Raw genomic sequence first — 24,793 nt, forward strand, 5'->3', positions numbered from 1 at the left:
GGAGAAAATATGGTTCGCATTGTGATCATCGGAAGCGGAGATATCGCGAAAAAGCGTCATATTCCCGGTATCCTTCAGACTTCCAACGGGGAAATTGCCGGCTATTATAACCGCAGCCGGGAACATTCAGAGGCGGCCGCCGCCCAGTGGGGAGGCAAGGTCTATTCTTCTCCGGAAGAGATTTGGAAAGATCCGGAGGCGGACGCGGTGCTGGTCGCCGTGCCGACGCCGGCCCACTATCCCCTGGTAATGGACGCTCTTCGGGCAGGAAAGCATGTGCTGTGCGAAAAGCCCCTGGCTTTGAACAAAGAAGAGGCAAAAGCCATGGTGAAAGAGGCGGAAAAACAGCAAAAAAAGCTGATGGTCTGCCATGTCCAAAGACTGTATGCGCCCCACGAGAAGGCGAGAGAGCTGATCCGGGACGGGGTTCTGGGTAAAATTCTTACCTTCCGCACCTTTCTGGGAGTGAAGGGAGGCGCTGCGGTGGACGGAAAGACGCCCTGGAAGAATGCGGTGGCGGAGCTGGGCACCCACCGGATCGACCTGATGCGGTATCTGCTTGGGGCAGAAGCCAAGAGGGCGTTTGGCTGCCTGGTGCGGCTGGAAGAGACAAGCCCGGAAACTCCCGCCATTACCGGGGAGGACAATGCGTTCTGCCTGGTGGAATATGAAGGCGGCATCTACGGGATGATGGGGTTCAGCCGCACCAGCTATGGGGCGAGCGACCGGACCACCTGGATCTACGGCACCGAGGGCGCCATGACGATTTACGGGGAGCAGAGCGCTCTTCGCCTGGACCTGCGGGACGGAAGGAGACTTGACTTCGACTTTCCGGTGGAGGACCAGAAAAAATTAGAAATTACCCGGATTCACCAGATGTTCTGCGACTGCGTGGAGCAAGATACGGAGCCGGCGATTTCTGGGGAGGACGGTCTTGCCGCCATGCGGCTGGTGGACGCTCTGCGAAAATCCCAGGATGCCGGCGGGTGGGTCCCGGTGGAAGGAAAAGAGGAAACGATAGAATGATTGGACTGGGAGTGGCAGTGGCGGAAAGGGTGCCGGAAGGGACGCCTGTCCTGTTTCAGGGAGCCTTTTCCGAAACAATAAAAAAAGCGGCAAAGATCGGTTTTGACGCGCTGGAAATCCATGTGCAGAATCCGGAGCTGGTGGATGCGAAGGAGTGGAAGCGGCTTTGCCGGGAATACAACATCCAGGCGGCCTCCCTGGCTACGGGGAGCGCTTACCTGATGGAGGGGATCAGCCTCAGCAGTCCGGAACCGGAGAAACGCCGCCGGGCTGTGGAACGGATGATGGGACATATCCGTCTGGCAAAGGAGTTGGGGGCGATCGTCACGATCGGTGTTCTGAAAGGGCTGGCATCCGAGTGCGCGGGCCGGGAGGAGTTCGAGAAGAATTATCGGGAAAGCCTGGAGAAATGTATCACGTATGCGGAGGAAAAGGGCGTGACGCTTGCCATGGAATGCGTAAACCGAAAAGAAAGCGACACGTTCCACACCATAACCGAGTGTGCGGAATTTGCCCGAAGCTTCCGGTCAGAAGCCTTCCGGATCTATATTGACACGTATCATATGGATTTGGAAGAGACTGATATTCCGGGAGCGATCCGCGGGGCCGCGGACATGATCACCTACGCGCAGGTCTCTGACCGGAACCGGAAAGCTCCGGACGGAAAACATTGTGAAATCCGCCAGATGACGGATACCTTAAAAGAAATCGGATATCAAGGCTTTCTTTCCCTGGAATGCCTGCCCGATCCCACGGCGGAGGAGGCGGCCGCAAAGGGGCTGGCCTTTATGAGAAATTTAATGAGGGAATAGGAAGAGGGAATTTTCATGCAGAAAACGAGCGTAAAATACCGTACCTATGTACAGATTCTGGCGGAGGAGCTGGTGCCGGCCATGGGCTGCACGGAGCCGATCGCCATCGCCTACGGGGCTGCGAAGGCCAGGGAAACTTTGGGGAGACTTCCGGAGAGGGTACTGGTTCAAGTCAGCGGAAATATCATTAAGAACGCGAAGAGCGTGGTGGTGCCCAACACCGGGGGCCGGAAGGGAATCGAGGCGGCCGCGGCCGCCGGCATTGTGGCAGGAAAGGCCGGCCGGGAGCTGGAAGTGATCGCTCAGATGGAAGAGCGGGACCGGCTTGATATCGACGCTTTCCTGCGAGAACATCCGGTTCAAGTGGAGGGGCTTGAGGGAGGATTGACCTTTGACGTGCGTGTGACGCTCTGGGCGGGAGAGGATCAGGTGAAGCTTCGGATCGCCAATTACCACACGAACATTGTCTATCTGGAAAAAAACGGCGAGGTTCTCCATCGCCTGCCCGTGGATGGGGAGGAAGAAAACGGTTTGGCGGACCGGAGCCTGCTGAATGTTTGGGATATCTATGATTTTGCAGAGACCGTGGATTTGGCCGACGTGCAGGAAGTGATTGGCCGCCAGATCACCTATAACATGGCCATTTCCCAGGAGGGCCTGACCGGAAATTACGGCGCAAATATCGGAAAAGTACTGCGGAATACTTACGGTTCCGAGGATGTTGTAATCCGGGCGAAAGCGGCGGCCGCTGCCGGATCGGACGCCAGGATGGGCGGCTGTGAGCTGCCGGTGGTGATCAATTCCGGAAGCGGAAATCAAGGAATCACCGCGTCGGTGCCAGTGATCGTATTTGCGGAGGAATGGGGGGCCAGCCGGGAAAAGCTTACCCGCGCCCTGGTGCTCTCCAACCTGGTCACAATCCATCAAAAAAGCCGGATCGGCCGCCTGTCCGCCTACTGCGGGGCCGTCAGCGCCGGGGCCGGAGCCGGGGCGGGCATCGCCTACCTGGACGGCGGATCCTATCAGGATATCATCCACACGGTGGTGAATGCCCTGGCGGTTGTATCCGGGATCATCTGCGACGGAGCCAAGGCATCCTGCGCGGCGAAAATTGCGGCGGCCGTGGACGCCGGTATTCTCGGCTACCATATGTACCAGGAAGGGCAGCAGTTCTACGGAGGGGACGGTATCCTCTCCAAAGGAGTGGAGGCAACCTTGGAAAACGTGGGACGGCTGGGGAAAGTCGGCATGAGCGGGACGGATCGGGAGATTTTAAAGATCATGCTAAAGGAGAAGGCTTGATTTGTTCCATTTTCGACCCGGACACGCCTGCGCCGGCCGGGAAAAAACTCAAATAAAGATCAGAGAAGGAAAGAATCGGTAAAAAGTGTTTTTACCAGTCCTTTCCTTTTTTCTTGATCAGAAGAATCGTGCGGCGGATTTTGGCAAGGAGCAGGCAAGAGGGGCGGTCTGCGAGACTTGATTTCCCTCTCCTCTCTATGCTATATTAGACAAGACTGGAGAGAAGAGGGCTGCATTTGATCTGCCGGATCAGGCCCTTAGAGAACGATGAAGACAATAATTGATTTACAAGTGCAAATTTTTCTTTTGGTGGCAATCGGATTTTTTCTGACCCGGAAGGGGTGGGTGAATGACACGACCCAAAAGCAGATGGTGGATATTGTTTTATACATCATCCTCCCCTGCAACATATTCCGTTCCTTTCTCAGCATCGAGATGACCGCGGATCTCCTGAAAAAGACTGCGGTGGTGGGGATCGTGGCGGCGGCCATGCAGTTTTTCTACATGTTCGCCAACCGATTTCTCTATGTCCGATTTAACCGGAGCAGAGCCCTTTTGCTGAAATACGCGACCCTCTGCACCAACTCGGTGTTTATCGGCCTGCCGATCATCGAAGAAGTGCTGGGAACCGAGGCACTGCTCTACGCGTCCATCGCCCTGATTCCCCCGCGGATTGTGATGTGGACGGCGGGGCTGTCTCTCTTTACCGAGACGGACCGGAAGACAATGGTTCGGACTCTGGCCTTGCATCCGTGTATCCTGGCCGTGTTTCTGGGCTTTCTTTTCATGGGGATGAACTGGGGGTTGCCTGCAGCTCTGGACCGGACTACTCTGGGTCTCAGCAGTTGTACCACCTCCCTGTCCATGGTGATGGTTGGGTGTATCTTGGGAAAAGTGGATCTGCGCAAGATTTTTGACTGGTCGGTGTTCTATTACAGCTTTGTCCGTCTGCTGGCCCTCCCGTTCTTCTTCTATGTGGTACTGCGGCTTCTTCAGGTGGACGGCATGGCGATCGGCGTGACGGTTCTGATTGCCGCGATGCCCGCGGGGAGCAGCACGGCGATGCTCGCAAAGAAATATGATCAGGACACGGAATACGCCTCCAAGTTGGTCTGTGTGTCGACGCTGTTGTCACTGGTGACGATTCCTCTGTTTTCTATCCTTCTCCACGGAGGGATGGGCTGACCGTAACTTCCAGATTTAAGCATGGAATTTTAGCAAGAGATGCGATATAATAAAGAAAAAAAGAAAATTAATAGGTAAACGGAGAAAATATAGAGACGAAATCAAACGTGGGAAAGGAGGAAAATGGAATGCCTGAAAAAGAGCAGCCGAACCACCAGGGCAATGCCTGCAAAGAAAACGGAATCGAGGTAAAAAAAACCTGCTGCGGAATCTGTAATCAGTATTCCCACTGCGGGATAGACGCCTATGTCCGGGACGGAAAGATCATCCGGGTGGAGGGCTCCTCCGATAATCCCCATTCCAAGGGGCAGCTCTGTGCCAAAGGCTCCGGAATCCGGCAGTATGTATACAACAAAGACCGGGTCCTCTATCCGCTTATGCGGGTGGGGGAAAAGGGAGAGGGGAAGTTTGAACGGATCAGCTGGGAGGACGCATACCGGATAATCGCGCAGAAACTGACGGGATACAAAGCTGCTTTTGGGCCGGAGACCGTGGCTTTTTTCTCCGGTTTTTCCAAGTGGTTCCGGCCGCCCCTGCGGCGTCTTTCCGAAAGCTTCGGAAGCCCCAACTATATTACGGAGGGCAGCGCTTGCCAGGAGGCGCATAAGATGGCCTGGTGGCTGACCTTCGGAAAAATTGGAGGGGCGGACGTGGCCAATGCGCAGGTGGTCTTGGTCTGGAGCAAAAATCCGTTTTATTCCACGTTGGAGGACAACCGAGGTTTTTACGAGCAGTTTGAAAAAGGAAAAATTTTCATTGTGGTGGACCCCCGCAAAACCTCTTTTACACAAAAAGCCTGTCTGCACTTACAGCTGCGTCCGGGGACGGACGGCGCCCTTGCTTTGGGGATGGCCAATGTGATCATACAGGAGGGGTTGTATGACAGAGAGTTTGTAGAGCAGTACGTAAAAGGGTTTGAAGAATATGCCCAGCTTGCGGAACGCTATACTCCGGAGCGCACGGAGGCTCTTACCGGTGTTCCGAAGGAAAAGATGATCCGCGCGGCCCGGCTTTACGCCACCGCCAAACCGGCGGCCATGATCACCTCCGCCGCCCCGGTGGTGCATCATGTAAATGGAATCCAGAATTACCGGGCGGTGATTTCCTTGGTGGCCCTGACCGGAAATTATGACATTACCGGGGGGAACCGGGTGCTGCCTGTGGGCTATCTGTTGGTGACGGGCTTTACGCCCAGCAATGTGGATGCGTATATCGGGGAGCGCCATGTGGGTATTCCAGCCATGGGGCACCGGGAGTTTCCCGTATGGGCGGAATATACCCCGGAGCAGGGCCAGGCCATGGTGCTGCCGGACTATATCTTGAAGGGAAAACCGTATCCGATCAAGGCCGTTTTTGCCATGGGACTCAATCATATGATGTGGCCGGACAGCACATATATGCTGGAAGCGCTTCGAAAACTGGAATTTTTTGTGGATACGGAGCTCTTTTTGACAGAAACCGCCCGTTACGCAGATCTTGTTCTTCCTGCCTGCAGCTCGGTGGAGCGCAGCGATGTAAAAATTTTTGCGGACGGTTATGTGCAGTGTTTTCCTCCGGCAATCAAGCCTTTGGGGGAATCCAGACACGACATCCAGATTATATTTGAATTGGCGGAGGCGCTGGGACTGGAAGATCCCCATCTCAGGATGGGGTATGAGGAATATATGGATTTTATCCTTGCACCGACAGGCCTGACCGTAGCGGAAATCCAGAAAAACGGCGGGATTATGAAAACAAAACATACCCTTCCGCCGTACGAGGAGAAGAAATACAAAAAGAAGGGGTTTCCCACCCCCAGCGGGAAAGTGGAACTGCTCTCCAGTGTGCTGGAGCGGTATGCCGGTGAGTTTGGATACGATGTTCTGCCGGAATACCGAAGCTACAGTCAGATCTACCCAAGGTTCGCCGAGGGAGAATGGCCGCTGCTGATGGATACCGGCTCCCGCAAGCCTCAGTTCATTCATTCCCGTACCTTCCGGATGGAGTGGATCGCTGGGTTGGAGGGAACGGATCTGCTGGACATCCATCCGGAAGATGCGGGGAATCTGGAAATCAAGGATGGCGACCGCGTGCGGATCAGTACGCCCTCCGGCAGCGTGGAAGCCACCGCGCATCTCACGGCGACCGTGCTGCCCGGCGTGGTTCATATGTACCATGGAAATGAGAAGGCCAATCTCAGCTATCTGATGGCCCATGATTTCCTCGACCCGATATCTGGTTACCCTGGTTATAAAAGTTTTCCTTGCCGGGTAGAAAAGCTGTGAGCGACAGGAGGCGCCTATGTCTAAGATCGTATTGGATCTGAATCCGTCCCGGTGCGTGTGCTGCTATGCCTGTGTGGTGGCCTGCCTGGATCAACATTATAACATCGAGGAATCCGGCCCCCCGCTTCGGAGAGCGGTTCGGATCGAAAGCAAAGAGGGAAAAATCTCCTGCGTGTCAGTGGGGTGTATGCACTGCGCGGACGCTCCCTGTATGACGGCCTGCCCCACAGGCGCAATCTACCGGGATGAGGAGACTGGTTTGGTGCAGGTTCAGAGCAGCCGGTGCGTGGGCTGCCGGAAGTGCCGGCGCGTATGTCCTTTTGGCGCCCCTCAATTTACGGAGGAGAAAAAGATGGTGAAATGTGACGGCTGTCTGGAACGGGTCCGCCACGGACTTCTCCCCGTGTGCGTGCAAACCTGTCCTTCCGGGGCTTTGTCTGTCCGGGAGGAAGACGGTCTGGAACGCACCGAGCGGGTACGCCGCCTGCTGGCCGGGGAGGAGCTGTGAGGGGGAGAGCCGGTAGCGGAAAAAACGCAGAACAACGGTCTGCTTCTTCGGTTGGAATCCTAGTACTGGCCGGCGGCGCGGGTAGTCGGATGGGCAGGGAGAAATCTACCTTGTCCTTGGACGGGAAGACGTTTCTTTCTGTTATAACGGAACAATTCCAGGATTTCCCGGAGCGCCTGCTGTCTGTCGGTCAGAAGGAGCTTCTGGAGTGCCATGGATTCCATCCCGTATTAGACCGGTATCCGGGGTGCGGTCCCATCGGCGGGATTCACGCCGGACTTCTGGCCTGCCGATCCGCCTATCTCCTGGTTCTCGGCTGTGATATGCCTTTTTATCCGGCCGCTTTGGCCCGCTATTTGTCGTTGTTTCTGGAGGAGGGGGTTGATGTGCTGATCCCCGTGGACGGCGGCGGGCGGAGCCATCCCCTGGGAGGAATTTACGCGAAATCCGTGGCGCCGGTACTGGAACAACAGATTCGGGAAGGCGATTACCGCCTTCAGTCAGCCCTAAAAAAGCTGTCGGTAAAAAGAATTCCCCTTGATACATCGGGATTTTCGGATCAGGCGCTGTCCAATATCAATACGCCGGAGGACTATGCCGCTATGTGCGGCGGGAAGAGCTTATGAAAAACAGAATTTGTTATCTGAACGCACGAGACCGGCTTCTGGAACTTGCGGTCCCAGTGGGAGTGGAACCGGTTCCCTTGGAAAATTGCAGGGGGCGTGTGCTGGCATTTGATTTTACGGCCGGAGAAGACGTCCCTTCTTTTGCGCGTTCCGCCTTTGACGGATATGCGCTCCGGTCGGAGGATAGCCTGCCTGCTTCTTCCGAACGGCCGGTTACTTTGAAACTTTTGGAAGAGGTGCGGGCCGGGAAGGTGCCCAGCTGTACAGTGACTTCCGGAACCGCCGTAAAAATACTGACGGGAGCGCCCATACCCCAGGGAGCGGACGCGGTGATCCCCTATGAAAAGACCCTGTACACGGCGGAAACGGTGACCTTGCGGTCGGCTGTCCGGGAAGGCGAGAACGTGATCCCTGCCGGGGAGGACATGCAGGCGGGCCGTCTTCTGGCAACGCGGGGAACCGTGATCGACGCGGGCTTGGCCGGAGTGTTGGCGGCCCAGGGGGTAACGGATCCGGCCGTGTACCTTCGGCCGAACATCGGCCTGATCTCCACCGGGGATGAGCTGGTGGAGCCAGGGGAGACGGTTCCGCAGGGAGCACTAAGAAATTCCAGCCGCTATTTGCTGGCGGCTGCGCTGGAGGAGATGGGATGCCAGCCGGTTTATCTGGGACTTGCCGGCGACCGGATGGAGGCCATAGCGGACCGGATTGCGGACGGGATTTCCCGCTGTGATGCGGTACTCTTGACAGGAGGTGTTTCCGCAGGGGATTATGACCTGACTCCGGCCGGGATGCGGATGAGCGGCGTGGAGATTTTTGTACAAGGAGTGGACATGAAGCCGGGGATGGCCTGCGCTTACGGCGTGAAGGACGGCCGGCTGGTATGCGGTTTGTCAGGCAACCCGGCTGCCGCTGTCACGAATTTTTACGCGGTTGTGTGTCCGGCATTCCGGAGGATGTGCGGAAGAAAGGATCTCATACCCGAAGAAATCTTGGTCACCCTGCTGGATGCCTTTCCCAGGAGCAGCCGGTCCACACGCCTGCTGAGAGGACGGCTGGACCTGTCGGAGGGCGTGGCCGGGATGCGGCTGCCCTCCGCCCAGGGGAATGCGGTGATCAGCAGTTCCGCCGGCTGTAATGTGATCGCCGTGGTACCTGCCGGAAGCGGGCCGATTCCGGCAGGTACTGTGCTGAAAGGATTTCTGCCGAACGGCGTCTGAGAGAAAGGAATAGGAGGCAATGTTTATGACGGTTCCTACCGTAGGGTTTGCCGGATACTCCGGGTCGGGAAAAACCACTTTGATTGAACAGCTGGTGAGGAGCCTGAAAGCGCGGGGGCTCCGGGTTGCGGTGATCAAACATGATGTCCACGATTTTGAGATGGACCGGGAGGGAAAAGATTCCTGGCGTTTTTCCCAGGCGGGAGCGGACATTTCGTTGCTCTGCTCGCCGCAGAAGGTGGCTTTTGTGGAACAAAAAAGCCGCCCTTTTCCTCAACTTCTCTCCCTAATTCAGGATGTGGACTGGATCTTGGTGGAAGGTTATAAATCGGAGAATTTGGCGCAGATCGGGCTGTACCGCCGGGCGTCCGGGAAGCCGCTTCCCCATCCGCCGGAACACTATGCGGCCATTGTCACCGATGAGGATTCACTGAGGCCGCAGGTGCCGGTATTCCGTTTTGAGGAGATATCAGAGATCACAGATTTTTTGCTCAAAAACCGGCCGCTTTTTACAGGCTAGTTGCCGTGACTGAGCTCTTTTTCCCCTTGACAAATCTAAAATCCCTGTTATAATGGCCTCATAACTGCATGACGAATGGCAATGACAGGAACTAGTAGCAGAAGCAGGACCCACAGAAAGCAGCCGGATGATGAGAGGCGCGGGAGACCATTTTTGTGAATACATCCTTGAGCCGCTCACCGAACGGATGACAAGTAGGCTGAGTCGCGGGGCGCGCGTTACAGCGCCGGAGTATCCCGGAGAGATCCGATGTACTCGGTAAGACCGGCTGTGTGAACAGACGGTGAAGTAAGGTGGTACCACGAGCATAACCCTCGTCCTTTCAGAAGGACGAGGGTTTTTTGTTTATAGGAAATTCCAAAGGAATTTCCTATTTCATTAAAAAAACCAATGTCCTTCCTTCGGTTCAAAAAAGATAAGGAGAAAGAAAAGATGAAAATTTACGAAGAACTGCAAGCGCGGGGCTTGATCGCCCAGGTAACCGATGAGGCGGAGATCCGCGAACTGGTAAACAATGGGAAAGCCACGTTCTACATTGGCTTTGATCCCACGGCGGACAGCCTTCATGTCGGTCATTTTATGGCTCTTTGCCTGATGAAACGCCTGCAGGAAGCGGGAAACCGTCCCATCGCCCTGATCGGCGGCGGCACCGGCATGGTCGGAGATCCTTCGGGCCGGACGGATATGCGCCAGATGATGACGGTGGAGACGATTCAGCACAACTGCGACTGTTTCAAGAAGCAGATGAGCCGTTTCATTGATTTTTCAGAGGGCAAGGCCCTGATGGTAAATAACGCCGATTGGCTGCTGGATTTAAATTATGTTGAGCTGCTCCGCGAAGTGGGATCCTGCTTCAGCGTCAACCGTATGCTGACGGCCGAGTGCTACAAACAGAGGATGGAAAAAGGCCTGAGTTTCCTGGAGTTTAACTACATGATCATGCAGAGCTACGACTTTTACGCCTTGTATCAGAAGTACGGCTGCAATATGCAGTTCGGCGGCGACGATCAGTGGAGCAACATGCTGGGCGGCACCGAGCTGATCCGCCGGAAGCTGGGCAAGGATGCCTATGCGATGACGATAACCCTGCTCTTAAACTCTGAGGGCAAGAAGATGGGCAAGACCCAGTCCGGAGCGGTCTGGCTGGATCCGGATAAGACGACGCCCTATGATTTCTACCAGTACTGGAGGAACGTGGCGGACGCCGATGTGCTGAAATGCCTGCGGATGCTGACATTCCTCCCCATCGAGCAGATCGACGAGATGGATCACTGGGAAGGCAGCCAGTTGAACACCGCCAAAGAGATCTTGGCCTTTGAGCTGACAAAACTGGTGCACGGCGAGGACGAGGCAAAGAAGGCCGAGAGCGCAGCCAAAGCCCTCTTTGTAGGAGGAGGGGACTCCGCCAATGTTCCGACTGCCGAGCTGGAGGAAGCGGACTTTACCGACGGATCCATCGATATTCTGGCGCTTTTGCAGAAGGCCGAGCTGGTCCCCTCGAAATCGGAGGCCAGGAGAGCGGTGGAGCAGGGCGGCGTGACCGTGGAGGGCGAGAAAATCACGGATATCCATAAGACCTTTACGGCGGAGGACTTGAAGGATGGAATCATGGTAAAGAAAGGAAAGAAAAATTTCCGGAAAGTGATTGCAAAGATTTGATGTAAAACAGTAAGAAGGAATTTCCTACGAAATAATAAAGGAACTGCTCCTGTGTGACAAAGTCACAGACAGAGAGCAGTTCTTTTGTTATACTAAAGCCATCCAATCAAACAAAACAGCTTTTTCGAAAGGAGCTTTCTTATGGCAAAACAAATTACGACAGCAAATTTTCAGCAGGAAGTTTTGGAGTCTTCGGTACCGGTCCTCGTGGATTTTTGGGCGACCTGGTGCGGCCCGTGCCGGATGCTGGGGCCGGTGATCGAGGAGCTGGCCGAGGAGGCCGACGGCTATGTGGTCGGGAAGGTAAATGTCGATGAAGAACCGGCGCTGGCCGCCCAGTTCGGCGTCCGCACGATTCCTACGGTCATCCTGTTTCAAAACGGGAAAGCGGTAAAGCAGTCCGTCGGCGTACAGCCGAAAGCATTCTTCCAGCAGATGCTGAGCGCCCAATAAAAGGAAATCGTGATCAATATGAATCAGCGCACCATCTCATAGAGCTTTTTCCGGTCCAGAATTTGGATCTCCCCCCGAAGCACTCCCAGGCAGCCGGTTTTCGCCATCTGTTTCAGCGTCCGGCTGACGGCTTCGCGGGCGCTGCCGATGGACTGGGCAATCTGTTCATGGGTCAGGGAGAGGGTGGATGTCTTCAGCCTTGCGGATTCATCCAGCAGGAAGGAGGCAAGCCGTTGTTCCAGACTGAAAAACAGAAGACGTTCCACAGCCCCGATGACATCGGAGAAGCATTCGGTGGCGGAGCGATAAATAAAATTTTCCACATAGATATTATTTCCCATCAAAACGGACAGGCATGAGGACGGCAAGATCAGCACCTCGCTGTCCGTTTCTGCATCGATTTGGACTTCAAAGGTGATCGCGGACAGCACGCAGGATGCAGAGAGCACGCATGGCTCCCCGGCCGTAACGCGGGAAATCGTGGCCTCCTTTCCTTCCTCCGAGGAGAGATAGACCCTCAGCACGCCGGAGGTGACGAACAGGATGCCGAGGCATCCGTCGCCGGCGGAGCGAATGGCCTGACCGGCGGAATAGCGGATGGTTCGAACCTGATTTTGGATCAGTTCTTTTTCGTCTGATGTTAAATGCTCTTCAAAAGGAAAGTGAAAATCCGAATTATTTTTCATAGTAGCTCCTTATTGGATGCCGTGTCTGAGACATCCCTCCGCGAAGGATATACGCTCTGCGGGCGGCAGAGCGCGTTTCATTCATTTGCTTTGTGGCCATTATATCATGAAAAGAACCAGAGTGCCACCGGATGAAAGAAAAAGGCTCCGAGTACAAAAGAGCGAAATTCACAGTGGGATTTTTGGCTGTTTTATGCTAAAATAAATTCTACAGGGTAGGGAAAAGTAACTGGTTTCGGAAACGAGGGGTATATGAGAAAAAGAAGCGTGGTGGCATTGACAGCAGCGGTGAGTATCCTACTGGCGTCCTGCGGAAACGGCGGCCCGGCATCGACAACGGCCGGTTCTGATAAAAAAACGGAGCCGGTCACCAAGATTGAAATAGGAGGGCAGCCTGCCGAGATGGGACCGGCGGAGCCGGTTACGCTGAACGTGGTCACCACCTATGCGGATACGGACAGCAATGCGGGAAATTTCCAGACGGCGGTGGCCGAGTGGGAGAAGATGACCGGGCACGGCGTGAACGATGGATCCGCTGTCTCCAACGAAGCGTTCAAAGCCCGCGTTCAGGCCGATTTTGAGAATGGAACAGAACCGGACGTCCTTTTCTATTTTAACGGAAGCGGCTCTAATAATTTTGTGAAGAGCGGAAAAGTAGTCCCTTTGGAGGAAATTCGAGCGGAATATCCAGAGTATGCCTCCAACATGAACGATTCTCTGATGGCGCCTTCCCCGGTGGACGGAAAAATCTATGCCGTGCCGGTGAATGGTTATTGGGAGGCACTGTACGTAAACAAAACAATTGTGGAAAGCTGCGGATTTTCTGTCCCCGGCCCGGATACGGCCTGGGATGAATTTCTGGAGATGTGCGGGGGGATCCGGGAAAAAGGATATACTCCCATCGCTGTTTCCCTGGGAGAGGTTCCCCATTATTGGTTTGAGTTTACCATCTATAATCATTTGAATCCGGCCAAACACAGCGTCCTGCCGTCATCGGCTGAGGATGAGTACGGCCTTGCGTGGCAGGCGGGACTGGAAGATATCAAACGTTTGTATGAGGCGGGGTATCTGCCGGAAGATACTTTGACCGCGACGAATGATGAGATTTCCGATCTGTTTTTGCAGGGGCAGGCGGCATTTTTGCTCGATGGGTCCTGGAAAGTCGGCAGCATTGTAAAGAGTTTTCGCACGCCGGACCAGGCAGAGGCGGATGAGACCAAGCTGCAGAATTTTACGATCACCTATGTTCCCGGCGCAGGAGAGCGGAAGAGCACCGATATCATCAGCGGACTTTCCTCTGGTTATTATATCACCCGGAAGGCCTGGGAAGATCCGGAGAAACGGGCCGTCGCCGTCTCCTTTGTGGAATATATGACCAGCGCGGCCGTGGTGACTAGATTTGCCGGCACCGGCGCAACCGCTTTAAAGAACGGTGCGATGATTGATGAAGACAAGCTCTCCTCCCTGGAGCGGTCTGGGATGGCGATGTTAAAAGGAATGACAGGGACTGCGGCGGTGACCCAGGATAATTTGACCGATGGCGCGAGAGAATGGCTGTTTGCCCAGATCCCGGAGATTGTCACGGTCCAGGCGGAGATTCCGGAGGTTGTGGAGCAGGCGTTACAGAAGAATGCGGGGTAAGAGGGTTAAGGCTGCGGGCAGGGAAAAGGCGCGGCCTTTTTTAAGCGTCTGCCGGAGATTATGACAGGAGGAACGGATTGATATGAGCCGGATGAGCGACTGCATCCTTTGCCCGCGGGAGTGCCATGCGGATCGAACAGCGGAGGAGCGCGGATACTGCGGGATGACCGACCGGATGAAAATTGCGAGGGCGGATCTGCATATGTGGGAAGAACCTTGTATCTCTGGGGAGCGGGGATCCGGGACTGTGTTTTTCACCGGATGCCCGCTTCGCTGTGCATTTTGCCAGAATCACGAGATTGCCTGCGACCGTATGGGCTGGGAAATTTCGGCGCAGGAGTTGTCCGATATTTTATTTCGCCTAAAAGAAAAAGGCGCCGCCAATATCAATTTGGTGACTCCGGGACATTTTGCAGAGCCGGTTGCGGACGCGTTAAAGGAAGCCAGAAACCATGGCCTTGACCTGCCGGTGATCTGCAACACCGGCGGATATGAAAAAAAGGAGACCCTGCGTCTTTGGGAGGGACTGGTGGACGTCTATCTCCCGGATTTTAAATACATGGATCCAAGGCTTGCGGAGAAATACTCCCACGCGCCGGATTATCCGAAGGCGGCAAAGGAGGCGTTGAAAGAGATGGTGCGCCAAGTGGGCGTATGCGAGTTCAACGAGGATGGGTTTATTCAAAAAGGAGTGATTGTCCGCCACCTGATCCTGCCGGGCCATACCAGGGATTCCAAAGACGTGCTCCGCTACTTGTTTGAGACCTACGGCCATACCATCTACCTTAGCATTATGAACCAGTATACGCCGATGAAATGGATGGGGGAGGATCAGGACCTGTCTCGGAAGGTAACCCGAAGAGAATATCAAAAAGTGATCGACTATGCCCTGAAACTCGGTGTGGAGAACGGCTTTATCCAACAGGGGGAGACGGCTTCGGAAAGTTTCATTCCTCCTTTTTCCGGAGAACGGCCCTGGTAGGAGCAGAGGCCGTTCTCTGATTTCTCAGGAAAAACCGGGATCAGTCTTCCGGCTGAAAACGGCGGGGATCCTTTTTGGCCGCCCGTTTTTTGGGCTTGGGCGCGGGGAGCTCCCGCCAGGTCTCCTGGACGAGAAGGGTCATAAGCTCGGAATCGTCGGGGTTCTCAATCAGAAAATAAGGTTTGGCCCCTTCGTAGGGAGGGGCTTCGATGGGGTCAGACAAGATTCGTGCTCCCGCTTCCGTTATTTTTACGTAGAATTGATTGTCACAGATCAGGCCGATGATCTTGCCGTCGCAGTAGATGCCGTATTCTCCGAACATCTTGAGGCTGCGGATCGCACCGGCGCCGCTTAGCTGTTCGGTGATGTATTGGACAAATTCCGGACTGGATGCCATTTTTTACCTCCAAATTTGATGTAATGAGTCGCCTTACAGCGGTGCAAAAGGATATCTTCCTTAACTGTTTTTTTTTATTTTTTAGCCGGTGGTAAGAGGCGAGAGAAAAGAAGAGCGCTGCCGGGAAGCAGAGTTTCCTGTTCATCCGGGGTACCACGATGGCCAGGGATGCCTGTTTCTTCGGCGGCGCTTTTAACGGGATCGGATAAACCGATTAGTTATGAGTTGCCTTCTGATCGCAGTAGATGCAGCGGTACACGCCGCTTTCCCGGTCGGCCAGCTTGAACACATGATCCAGCTCCTGCTCCGTGGAAGTGATGCAGCGGGGGTTCTTGCACTTGACGACATTGACAATTTTTTCCGGGAGCTCCAGGCGCTTCTTTTCTACGGTCACATCATTTTCAATGATATTGACCGTAATGTTCGGGTCGATATAGCCCAGCACATCCAGATTGATATCAATGGTATCATTGATTTTGATGATATCCTTTTTCCCCATCTTATTGCTCTTTACGTTTTTGATGATGGCTACGCTGCAGTCCAGGCGGTCCAGGTTCAGATACTGATAGACCTGCATCGCTTTGCCTGCCTGAATGTGATCCAACACGATTCCTTTTTCAATACTGTCGACTTTTAACATGATTGCCTCCTATTGTTCTACCTTCTTGTCCAAACCTAAAAGCTTCAGCATCAGGGCCATCCGCACGAATTTTCCGTATTCTACCTGATCGAAATAGACGGCGCGGGGATCATTGTCGACTTCGGTCGCAATCTCATTGACTCTGGGCAGCGGATGCAGAATTTTCAGATCCGGCTTGGCGTTTTCCAGCTTCTCCAGCGTCAGTATGTAGGTGTCTTTTAAACGGATATAATCTGCTTCGTTGAAGAAGCGCTCTCTCTGTACGCGGGTCATGTAGAGAATGTCCAGATCCCCGATCACCGCATCCATCTCGGAAACCTCTTCAAAGGGGATATTCTTTTTCAGCAGAGTTTCTTCTTTAATATAATCCGGAATTTGCAGTTCAGGCGGGGAGATCAGAATGAATTTCACGTTTTCATAGCAGGATAGCTGTTTGATCAGAGAATGTACGGTACGGCCGAATTTCAAATCACCGCAAAATCCAACGGTCAGATTGTTTAAACGTTTTTTTGTCTCCTTGATGGTCAAAAGGTCCGTCAGAGTCTGAGTCGGATGATTATGGCCGCCGTCGCCGGCATTGATAACCGGAATGTTAACATACTGGGAAGCGACAAGAGGAGCGCCTTCCTTGGGATGTCTCATGGCGATGATATCCGCATACTTGGAAACCGTGCGTGCGGTATCAGCCACGCTTTCTCCCTTGGCAGCCGAACTGGCGTCAGCAGAAGAAAAGCCAAGTACGCTGCCCCCAAGCTCCAGCATTGCTGCTTCAAAGCTAAGACGGGTCCGCGTGCTGGGCTCATAGAATAAGGTCGCCAATTTTTTTCCTTTGCACACCTCCGAATATTTCTCTCTGTTTGCAATGATGTCTTCCGCTAAATCCAGGATTTCGTCGATTTCTTTCAGACTTAAATCCGTCGGGTCAATTAGATGTTTCATAAATGCACCTGTCCTCCCTATGGTAATCTTCACCCTTTCGGGCAAATTTTTTCAATTATATAATTTTTTGTCGTACCTTGTCAAGAGGAGAGGGAAGAAAAATTCTGGAAAAAGGAATGTATGAAAAAACAGCGGAAGGGAAAGCATAACATTAAAATTTGATGAGGTAAAAAAGGAGGAAACAAGTGGCAGCAATTCATGTAAAAAGTGAAATTCAGCCGTTGAAGAAAGTGCTTTTGCACCGTCCCGGCAGAGAAATCGAAAAGCTGACGCCTTCGACGTTGCATCACCTGTTGTTTGACGATATTCCCTATTTGAAGATAGCCAGAGAAGAGCACGACGCATTTGCGGATCTTCTGCGCGCCCATGGGGCAGAGGTGGTCTATCTGGAAAATCTGATGGCAGAGGTGATTGCAAAGGAACCGGACATCCGGGATAAATTCCTGATGCAGTGGATTACGGAGGCAGGTATTTCCACGGAAAAATGGCAGCGCCGGATTTACGACTATATGATGCAGTTCCAGGACGAACCGCTGGAGCTGGTACAGAAGTCCATGGAAGGCCTGATCCTGGGGGAGGTTTTCTTTAACAAGAGCGAGTCCCTGGTGGATATGATGAGCGAATCATCCAAAGTGCTGATCGATCCCATGCCCAACCTGTATTTCACCCGCGATCCCTTCGCCTGTATCGGGGACGGCGTCAGCCTGAACCGGATGTATTCCATCACCCGCGGCCGCGAGACGATCTACGGGGAGTATATCTTCAAATATCACCCGGATTTTGCCGGTCAGGTGGATCTCTACTATGACCGCTATGCGCCGTTCCACATCGAAGGCGGAGACATCTTAAATCTGAGCGATACGGTGCTGGCTGTGGGAATCTCCCAGAGAACTCAGTCGGATGCCATTGAGCAGCTGGCGAAAAATGTGTTTTCCGACGAACTGGCTACGATTGATACGATCCTGGCCTTTGACATTCCGGACAGCCGTGCGTTCATGCACCTGGATACGGTGTTCACTCAGATCGATTACGACAAGTTTTCCATTCATCCGGGAATCATGGGGCCGCTGGTCGTGTATGAGATCACCAAGGGCCACGGTCCGGATGGTCTGAAAGTGTCCCGTGTGGAGACAAGCCTGGAGGAAATTCTGGAAAAACATCTAAAAATTGACAAGGTAACCTTGATAAAATGCGGCGGAAATGATAGAATTGCCGCAGAACGTGAACAGTGGAACGATGGTTCCAATACGCTTTGCATCGCGCCTGGCGTAGTAGTGGTTTACCAGAGAAACGAAGTCACAAATCATTTGATGCGGGAAGCAGGAATCACGGTGCTGGAGATCCCAAGCGCCGAGTTGTCCCGCGGCCGCGGCGGCCCCCGTTGTATGAGTATGCCTTTGGTCCGGGAATCCTGACCAGGCGGTTGGCTGTGCGGAGCAAATTAAGATCAAGAAGGAGATTAAAACATGGCTGTTAATTTACGCGGAAGAAGTTTTTTGAAGCTGTTGGATTTTTCCCCGGCGGAGATTCGCTATCTGCTGGATTTATCGAAAAATTTTAAGGATATGAAGCGGACTCATACCCCCCATAAGGTATTGGAGGGTCGAAATATTGTGCTGCTTTTCGAGAAAACCTCCACGAGAACCCGCTGTGCCTTTGAGGTGGCGGGGATGGACTTGGGCATGGGGGTGACCTACCTGGATCCGGGCAGCTCTCAGATGGGGAATAAGGAGAGCATTGCGGACACGGCGCGGGTGCTGGGCCGCATGTTCGACGGAATTGAGTACCGCGGGTATAAGCAGGATCTGGTGGAAGAGCTGGCGAAGTTCTCTGGCGTACCGGTCTGGAACGGCCTGACCGATCAGTTCCATCCGACCCAGATGCTGGCGGATCTGCTGACCATCGAAGAGAAGCTGGGCCGTTTGAAAGGCGTGAAATTCACCTATATGGGCGATGCCAGAAACAACATGGGCAATTCCCTGATGGTGGCCTGCGCGAAGATGGGCCTGCATTTTACGGCCTGCGCACCCAAGGAGCTGTTCCCGGAGGAAAGCCTGGTGGAGGTCTGCAAAAAGCTGGCGGCGGAAAGCGGCGGCAGCGTGACCTTGACCGAGGATGTGGAAGCCGGCACCAAGGGAGCCGACGTGGTCTATACCGACATCTGGGTATCCATGGGCGAGCCCAAGGAGGTTTGGGAGACCAGAATTAAACTGCTGCAAAAATACCAGGTCAATGCCAAGGTTATGGCGAACGCAGGTCCGGAGGCGATCTTTATGCACTGCCTGCCGTCCTTCCACGATACCAAGACAGCGATCGGCGAGGATATCCATCAGAAATTTGGCCTGACCGAGATGGAGGTTTCCGACGAAGTCTTTGAGTCCAAGCAGTCGGTGGTATTTGACGAGGCGGAAAACCGGATGCACACGATTAAAGCAGTGATCTACGCGACTCTTTGCTAGAAAAAAGCAGGGCCACCTGGGGCAAAATCGGGATAGACGGGGAAAGATTGAAACCGAGTCCCAGCCTACCGGCGGCTGATGTAAAATAGATGCAGATTTTAGACGGTGCTGAAAGCAATCGGCGATGAGGCTGCCGCAAAACGATGAATTCCACAGGATAGGGACTATGGTTCAATCTTGTATGAAGCATTCGTTTTGCGGCAGTTTTTTATTCGATGATGCGAAAATGTAGAGTAAGATGTCGTTGACGCAGCGCACTTGCGGTGCAGAATTTTGCAGAGCGAAATTCTTTTTTTGATGGTAAATAGGAGGAAATTATCGGCAGTACAGAAATGGATGATTCAGCGAAAACGGGGAAAACTAGGAAAAAGAAGTGTGGGCAACTGCACGGATGGAGGAAAAAATGGAACATAAAAAACGAAAAGCGCTGCGGATGCCGACCGCCTACAGCATCCTTCTTTTGCTAATCATTTTCATTTCCTTGCTGACTCATCTGATTTCCGGAGTCCGGGGAGCCACCCTGGCGGAGGTGGTGATGGCAATTCCGGAAGGTTTTCTGGACGCCATCGACGTTTGCCTGTTTATCCTGATTCTGGGAGGATTCCTCGGAATGGTGGCGAAAACCGGCGCGTTGGACGCAGGAATTGCTTCTGTGGTCAGGCGTTTCCAAGGCCGTGAGATGGTTTTGATCCCTATTTTGATGCTCTTGTTCTCCCTGGGCGGAACCACTTACGGCATGGCGGAAGAAACCATGGCTTTCTATGCGCTGATTACAGCGACCATGATTGCCGCAGGGTTTGATGCGATGGTCGGCGCGGCGACGATTTTGGTCGGGGCCGGCGTCGGCGTTCTGGGTTCTACGGTGAATCCTTTTGCGGTTTCCGCTGCAATTGACGCCTTAAAAAGTTCTGGAAACGGGATTGAGATCAACCAGGGTGTGATCATTTTAATCGGCGTGATTTTGTGGATCACTTCCTTAGTGGTCGGTACGATCTTTGTCATGCGGTACGCCAAAAAGGTGAAATCTTCCGGGCATTCGATCTTAAGCCATGCCGAACAGCAGGCGGCTAAAGAAACCTACGGCGAGGGCGGTGACAAAGGCGGCGAGGCGGTGCCGGAAAAGCTGCCGAAACGCCAGCGTTTTGTTCTGGTGGTTTTCGCCCTTTCCTTTTTGATCATGGTCGTCAGCCTGATTCCCTGGGAGAGCTTTGGAGTGACCATTTTTCAGAATACTTCCCAACTGACCGGAATCAACCTGGGTGAATGGTATTTTCAGGAATTGCAGGCTTGGTTCCTTCTCTCCTCAATATTGATTGCGTTTGTGGCCAAGGTCCCGGAGCGAGAGGCAATCGGCGCATTCGTGTCCGGTGCAGCCGATATGATTGGCGTTGTATTTGTCATTGCGGTTTCCCGCGGGATCTCGGTGATCATGAGCACAACAGGTTTGGACCTCTATGTGCTTGATCACGCTTCGCGGGCTCTGGCGGATGTGTCGCCGATTTTGTTTGCCGTGGGCGGATACTTTATCTATATTGGCTTGTCCTTCTTGATCCCGTCCACCTCAGGTCTGGCCGCGGCATCGATTCCAACTTTCGGAGGATTGGCCGCCAGCTTGGGACTGTCCCCGGAGGTCATGATTATGATTTTCTGTGCGGCTTCCGGCGTGGTGAATATGGTAACGCCGACCAGCGCCGTGGTGATGGGCGGTCTTTCCATCTGCCGGATCGAGTGGCCCACCTGGCTGAAATTTGTGGGGAAGCTGCTGGTGGTGTTGATTGTGATCAATTTGATCATTCTTTCGGCAGCGATGTTGTTTTTCTAAAATAATATCTGAAACAGGCTTTCCGGCCAGGAGATGAATGGAAAGCCTGTTTGTTGGTTGAACCAGGTGATGGAAAGATACGGAGGGAAGGACAGAGACTTGATTTCATAAATATCTCTGTCAAGCCTCTTTTTTTTGTGCGGCAAAATAGGAGCAGTTATAGAGATAGGCCGGATCATTTGGCTTTAGAGCTCCCGCTTTTTCGTTCCAAGTCTCAGCCTTTTCTCGTTCTCCCAGATGGTCATAGCAGACGCACAGCTGCATGCAGGGGATATATCCATAACAGTCGATCTGGCAAAATCCTCCGTTTTGAGGGGCGGGATTGCTAGCGGCAGCAGTCTCATACCAGAATGCGGCGGTCCGGTATTGTCCGTGGGAAAGGAAAACTTTTCCTATTTCGCAACAAATTTCGGCGCGCGGTACATCATAGGTGAAGCTGCGCAGCAAGGTGGCCAGGGCGGCGTCCGGTTTTCCAAGGCGTTCTTGACAGCGGCATAGGTCGAGGCAAGCGGAAATCTGATTTTCCACCCAGCCTTGCCCGCCATCTAAAAATTGGAGAAACGCCGCCTCGGCCGCCGTGTCGTCTCCATTGTACATGAGTTCACGGGCGTAATAAAATTGCTGACGGGAGTCGAGCGTTTTTCCATCCGCAAGCATTTTCCGGAAAATACGGAGGTTCCGTCCCTTTTCAGTAGGATGCAGCTTTCGATGTTCAATGTGGATGTCAAAATACCCGATACTTCCTTGAGGGACGATTATTTCGTGAATTTCACCGGTCCAATGATATTTCAGGGAAGTACGGACGATGCGTTCCCGGTAATAGGACAGAGTGGGATTTCCTTGTGCGTCAAATGCTACGTCGTATCGGAGAAAAGCCATATCGGTGGAAAGCGTTTCTTTGAGCTTTTGTAGTTGAAAACGGTTTTTTTCAGACAGATAATCGTCAGCGTCGAGCCACATGGTGTAATCCATGGTAGCCTTAGAAAAGGAAAAGTTGCGGGCGGCGGAGAAATCGTCACTCCACGGAAATTCATAAACATGAGTGGTAAACTGTCTGGCAATATCCTGAGTTCTGTCGTCGGAACCAGTGTCTACAATGATGATTTCATCCGCAATTCCTTCCATACAGGACAAGCATCGTGCGAGAACGTCAGATTCATTTTTTACAATCATACAGAGACTCAAGGTCATATTAAGGATCCTCCTGCTATCAAAAAATCCCACCGGAGCCGTGGGGCAATCTGCCTGCGGCTCCGGTGAGACAGTTTATAGGTTACTTCGTAATTACTTCCATTTTACAGTTAGAGACAAAGGCAGGATTGCTGTTATTAGGGCCGGCAATAACCGTCATGCCGTACTCATTCTTCAGGACTGTACCTTTTGCTACTGTCTGCCCGCCGGAATTGATACTGACGCCAGTGGTTCCAACCGGCAGATAAGCGCGTATTGCCGCCTGGCAGTCGGCATCGCATCCCGTAGGTGCAGGAGTCGGCTGAGGCAAATAAGTGATGCTATTGTTGTAGGTGCTGCTGGTAATCCAGACAGCGGCGATTCGGCACAGGGAAACCGCTTCATCCGGGTTTCCGTGCGTATCATTTAACTGGAATAGACCAGAATTCGGATTACTGTTCGGCGCGGGCAAAAGAGCGCCCGGACGGCCGCTGGCATTATTTCCGCCTTCCATCGCAACGATGAGGTTATCGTTCGGGTAGAGCTGAATCAACTGTTGTAAAACGTGGCGCATTTGCTGAACACAGGCACATTCAACCGGCGTACAGGCTGCACCGGTAGGACCGGTGGGCCCGGTAGGACCAGTGGGGCCTGTGACACCAGTTCCGGTAGGGCCGGTAGGGCCAGTAGGGCCAGTGGGGCCGGTAGGGCCAGTAGCGCCAGTAGCGCCAGTTCCGGTGGGCCCGGTAGGGCCGGTAGGGCCAGTAGCGCCAGTTCCGGTGGGCCCGGTAGGCCCAGTGGGGCCTGTGGCACCAGTTCCGGTAGGGCCGGTAGGGCCAGTAGGGCCAGTGGGGCCGGTAGGGCCAGTAGCGCCAGTTCCGGTGGGCCCGGTAGGCCCAGTGGGGCCTGTGGCACCAGTTCCGGTAGGGCCGGTAGGGCCGGTAGGGCCAGTAGCGCCAGTTCCGGTGGGCCCGGTAGGACCAGTAGCTCCAGTAGGACCAGTGGGGCCAGTGGCACCTGTTCCGGTGGGCCCGGTAGGCCCAGTAGCGCCAGTAGCGCCGGTAGGCCCAGTAGCGCCAGTATGGCCAGCAGCGCCGGTAGGGCCAGTAGCCCCGGTAGCACCAGTGTGTCCGGTGGGCCCAGTAATGCCTGCTAATCCGGTAGCGCCGGTAGGGCCGGTAGCGCCAGTAGGACCGGTGGGCCCAGTAGGCCCGGTCGGTCCGCCGGAAGGGCCGGTGGGGCCGGTAGGACCAGTAGGCCCGGTAGGACCAGTAGGCCCGGTAGGGCCGATCGCTCCCCGTTTCCCTCTGGGACCATGGCATTCACAGGAATCCTGACAACCCCAAACGGAAGCGAATTCCTGGGCAGTTAGGTCCTTTTTTTCGCGTTTATGAAAAAACATAGCATGAATCTCCTTAACGTTCTCTTTTTAGAATATGTTCGAAAGAAGGGTTGGTGTTCTTAAGACAAGTAACTTGCGGCCGATTCTCTAATTTTTCCTGACACAATTTTAGCTGCCGCAATGGGATTTCCCGGTAACATTCCGGAGCAGAAAACCCTCCCTTTTGGGTACAAAGCTGGGATTGTAGTGCCTGGCGGTACCACCACGCCGCCGTCTCATAGTTCCGGTGATCGATGAAATACTGCCCTAAATCACAGCAGATTTCTCCTCGCGGAATATCATAGGAGAAACTTTTCAGGAGTGCTTCGGCGCGTTCCTCCTCTTTTCCGACGGCGCGATAGCATTCTGCCAGAATGCGGCAGGCTTCGATTTTGTTTTCCACCCATCCGTCCGGCCGGTCCAGAAAATGTAAAAAGATCTCGATGGCTTCCGCATACCTCCGGAAATAATACAGTTCCCTGGCATAATAAAACAAGTCTCTAGGAGAGAAGGTTTCTTTCTCGCGGCGCATCTCTTCATATATTTTTAGATTTCGATCCGTGTAGATGGTCGCCTCTTTTCGATGTTCAATGACAACGTCACCATAAAGAACCCTGCCGACGGGAGGGACGGCTTCATGGACCCGGCCGGAAAATCGATAACCGGCATGGTTTTTCCAGATTCGCTCTCGGTAAAAAGAACAAGAGGGGATTCCGGCCTGATCGAATCCCATCTCATATTTCAACATTACCAAATCAATGGAAGGGGTGAGTTTCTTTTTGAGCTCAATCAGCCGAAGCTGATTTTCCGGCGTCAAAACATCGTCCGCGTCCAGCCAGAAGCAATAGTCCATTTCTGCATGCGAAAGAGAATAATTGCGGGCGGCAGAAAAATCATTGCACCAAGGGAAGTCATAGATGCGGGAGGTAAATTGTCCGGCGATCTCTTTTGTCCGATCTTCGGATCCGGTGTCCACAATAATAATCTCATCAACCGCATCCTGGACGTTTTTCAGACAGCGCGCTAAAACGCTCTCCTCATTTTTTACAATCATGCACAAACTGATCGTGGCCATTATTTCCCCATAATTCGAATTTCTAT

The 24,793-nt window shown here is 53.6% G+C and carries 23 protein-coding genes and 1 other annotated feature; of the genes, 16 read left to right on the forward strand and 7 right to left on the reverse strand.

What is annotated here, in order from left to right; genetic code table 11:
* Positions 1 to 9: 9 nt before the first annotated feature.
* The 11 genes from MUB23_RS10705 (at position 10) to trxA (ending at position 11,575) form a co-directional block, all read left to right on the forward strand.
* Complete coding sequence (locus tag MUB23_RS10705) at positions 10 to 1,026, forward strand: Gfo/Idh/MocA family protein (protein WP_244800475.1); 1,017 nt, start codon at positions 10 to 12, stop codon at positions 1,024 to 1,026.
* Positions 1,023 to 1,838: a sugar phosphate isomerase/epimerase family protein gene (locus MUB23_RS10710; protein WP_244800476.1), complete on the forward strand. Its 816-nt coding sequence runs from the start codon at positions 1,023 to 1,025 to the stop codon at positions 1,836 to 1,838. Before MUB23_RS10705 ends, MUB23_RS10710 begins: the two co-directional genes overlap by 4 nt.
* A gap of 15 nt (positions 1,839 to 1,853) precedes the next feature.
* Positions 1,854 to 3,140 carry an L-cysteine desulfidase family protein gene (locus MUB23_RS10715; protein WP_244800477.1) on the forward strand — a complete coding sequence of 429 codons (1,287 nt, stop codon included), beginning with the start codon at positions 1,854 to 1,856 and terminating at the stop codon, positions 3,138 to 3,140.
* Positions 3,141 to 3,407: 267 nt separating this feature from the next.
* Positions 3,408 to 4,325, forward strand: a complete 918-nt coding sequence (locus MUB23_RS10720; protein WP_244800478.1) for an AEC family transporter — start codon at positions 3,408 to 3,410, stop codon at positions 4,323 to 4,325.
* A 128-nt stretch (positions 4,326 to 4,453) separates the two neighbouring features.
* The gene (locus MUB23_RS10725; RefSeq protein WP_244800479.1) at positions 4,454 to 6,589 is read left to right on the forward strand and encodes a molybdopterin-containing oxidoreductase family protein; all 2,136 of its coding nucleotides are present in this window, start codon (positions 4,454 to 4,456) and stop codon (positions 6,587 to 6,589) included.
* Between the two features lie 16 nt (positions 6,590 to 6,605).
* On the forward strand, positions 6,606 to 7,097 hold the full coding sequence (locus MUB23_RS10730; protein WP_244800480.1) for a 4Fe-4S dicluster domain-containing protein: 492 nt from the start codon (positions 6,606 to 6,608) through the stop codon (positions 7,095 to 7,097).
* Positions 7,094 to 7,723, forward strand: a complete 630-nt coding sequence (mobA, locus tag MUB23_RS10735; RefSeq protein ID WP_330641854.1) for a molybdenum cofactor guanylyltransferase — start codon at positions 7,094 to 7,096, stop codon at positions 7,721 to 7,723. The genes MUB23_RS10730 and mobA overlap by 4 nt, the downstream gene beginning before the upstream one ends.
* Entirely contained in the window at positions 7,720 to 8,943 is a 1,224-nt protein-coding gene (locus MUB23_RS10740; RefSeq protein ID WP_244800482.1) for a molybdopterin molybdotransferase MoeA, read from the forward strand. The genes mobA and MUB23_RS10740 overlap by 4 nt, the downstream gene beginning before the upstream one ends.
* A 25-nt stretch (positions 8,944 to 8,968) precedes the next feature.
* Positions 8,969 to 9,463: a molybdopterin-guanine dinucleotide biosynthesis protein B gene (gene mobB / locus MUB23_RS10745; RefSeq protein ID WP_244800483.1), complete on the forward strand. Its 495-nt coding sequence runs from the start codon at positions 8,969 to 8,971 to the stop codon at positions 9,461 to 9,463.
* 72 nt (positions 9,464 to 9,535) lie between these two features.
* Positions 9,536 to 9,788 (forward strand) — a binding site (T-box leader).
* A 107-nt stretch (positions 9,789 to 9,895) separates the two neighbouring features.
* Positions 9,896 to 11,122 carry a tyrosine--tRNA ligase gene (gene tyrS / locus MUB23_RS10750; protein WP_244800484.1) on the forward strand — a complete coding sequence of 409 codons (1,227 nt, stop codon included), beginning with the start codon at positions 9,896 to 9,898 and terminating at the stop codon, positions 11,120 to 11,122.
* Positions 11,123 to 11,263: 141 nt separating this feature from the next.
* Positions 11,264 to 11,575: a thioredoxin gene (gene trxA / locus MUB23_RS10755; RefSeq protein ID WP_244800485.1), complete on the forward strand. Its 312-nt coding sequence runs from the start codon at positions 11,264 to 11,266 to the stop codon at positions 11,573 to 11,575.
* A gap of 23 nt (positions 11,576 to 11,598) precedes the next feature.
* On the opposite strand, the gene MUB23_RS10760 is transcribed toward trxA, so the two are convergent.
* Positions 11,599 to 12,261: a Crp/Fnr family transcriptional regulator gene (locus MUB23_RS10760; RefSeq protein ID WP_244800486.1), complete on the reverse strand. Its 663-nt coding sequence runs from the start codon at positions 12,259 to 12,261 to the stop codon at positions 11,599 to 11,601.
* A gap of 252 nt (positions 12,262 to 12,513) precedes the next feature.
* Here MUB23_RS10760 and MUB23_RS10765 point away from each other — a divergent pair, with 252 nt between their 5' ends.
* Positions 12,514 to 13,902, forward strand: a complete 1,389-nt coding sequence (locus MUB23_RS10765; RefSeq protein WP_244800487.1) for an ABC transporter substrate-binding protein — start codon at positions 12,514 to 12,516, stop codon at positions 13,900 to 13,902.
* 82 nt (positions 13,903 to 13,984) lie between these two features.
* Positions 13,985 to 14,884: a radical SAM protein gene (locus MUB23_RS10770; RefSeq protein ID WP_244800488.1), complete on the forward strand. Its 900-nt coding sequence runs from the start codon at positions 13,985 to 13,987 to the stop codon at positions 14,882 to 14,884.
* A gap of 40 nt (positions 14,885 to 14,924) precedes the next feature.
* Here MUB23_RS10770 and MUB23_RS10775 read toward each other — a convergent pair whose 3' ends face one another.
* The 3 genes from MUB23_RS10775 to pyrB all read right to left on the reverse strand — a co-directional run bounded on the left by MUB23_RS10775 (position 14,925) and on the right by pyrB (position 16,860).
* On the reverse strand, positions 14,925 to 15,281 hold the full coding sequence (locus tag MUB23_RS10775; protein ID WP_244800489.1) for a TfoX/Sxy family protein: 357 nt from the start codon (positions 15,279 to 15,281) through the stop codon (positions 14,925 to 14,927).
* Positions 15,282 to 15,495: 214 nt separating this feature from the next.
* The gene (locus MUB23_RS10780) at positions 15,496 to 15,921 is read right to left on the reverse strand and encodes an aspartate carbamoyltransferase regulatory subunit (RefSeq protein WP_244800490.1); all 426 of its coding nucleotides are present in this window, start codon (positions 15,919 to 15,921) and stop codon (positions 15,496 to 15,498) included.
* Positions 15,922 to 15,930: 9 nt separating this feature from the next.
* Positions 15,931 to 16,860 carry an aspartate carbamoyltransferase gene (pyrB, locus tag MUB23_RS10785; protein ID WP_244800491.1) on the reverse strand — a complete coding sequence of 310 codons (930 nt, stop codon included), beginning with the start codon at positions 16,858 to 16,860 and terminating at the stop codon, positions 15,931 to 15,933.
* A 185-nt stretch (positions 16,861 to 17,045) separates the two neighbouring features.
* Between pyrB and arcA the strand changes: the two genes are divergently transcribed.
* The 3 genes from arcA (at position 17,046) to MUB23_RS10800 (ending at position 21,141) form a co-directional block, all read left to right on the forward strand.
* Positions 17,046 to 18,275, forward strand: a complete 1,230-nt coding sequence (gene arcA, locus MUB23_RS10790) for an arginine deiminase (RefSeq protein WP_244800492.1) — start codon at positions 17,046 to 17,048, stop codon at positions 18,273 to 18,275.
* 51 nt (positions 18,276 to 18,326) lie between these two features.
* Entirely contained in the window at positions 18,327 to 19,319 is a 993-nt protein-coding gene (gene argF / locus MUB23_RS10795; RefSeq protein WP_244800493.1) for an ornithine carbamoyltransferase, read from the forward strand.
* Positions 19,320 to 19,722: 403 nt separating this feature from the next.
* Positions 19,723 to 21,141, forward strand: coding sequence for a YfcC family protein (locus MUB23_RS10800; RefSeq protein WP_244800494.1), 1,419 nt, complete (start codon positions 19,723 to 19,725; stop codon positions 21,139 to 21,141).
* Between the two features lie 120 nt (positions 21,142 to 21,261).
* Here MUB23_RS10800 and MUB23_RS10805 read toward each other — a convergent pair whose 3' ends face one another.
* The 3 genes from MUB23_RS10805 to MUB23_RS10815 all read right to left on the reverse strand — a co-directional run bounded on the left by MUB23_RS10805 (position 21,262) and on the right by MUB23_RS10815 (position 24,767).
* Positions 21,262 to 22,332 carry a tetratricopeptide repeat-containing glycosyltransferase family 2 protein gene (locus tag MUB23_RS10805; RefSeq protein WP_244800495.1) on the reverse strand — a complete coding sequence of 357 codons (1,071 nt, stop codon included), beginning with the start codon at positions 22,330 to 22,332 and terminating at the stop codon, positions 21,262 to 21,264.
* Positions 22,333 to 22,414: 82 nt separating this feature from the next.
* Positions 22,415 to 22,885, reverse strand: a complete 471-nt coding sequence (locus MUB23_RS10810) for a hypothetical protein (RefSeq protein ID WP_244800496.1) — start codon at positions 22,883 to 22,885, stop codon at positions 22,415 to 22,417.
* Positions 22,886 to 23,726: 841 nt separating this feature from the next.
* Positions 23,727 to 24,767, reverse strand: coding sequence for a glycosyltransferase family 2 protein (locus tag MUB23_RS10815; RefSeq protein ID WP_244800497.1), 1,041 nt, complete (start codon positions 24,765 to 24,767; stop codon positions 23,727 to 23,729).
* Between the last annotated feature and the right edge of the window lie 26 nt (positions 24,768 to 24,793).

The organism is Cuneatibacter sp. NSJ-177, from assembly GCF_022867805.1.
Taxonomy (GTDB): domain Bacteria; phylum Bacillota; class Clostridia; order Lachnospirales; family Lachnospiraceae; genus Pseudolachnospira.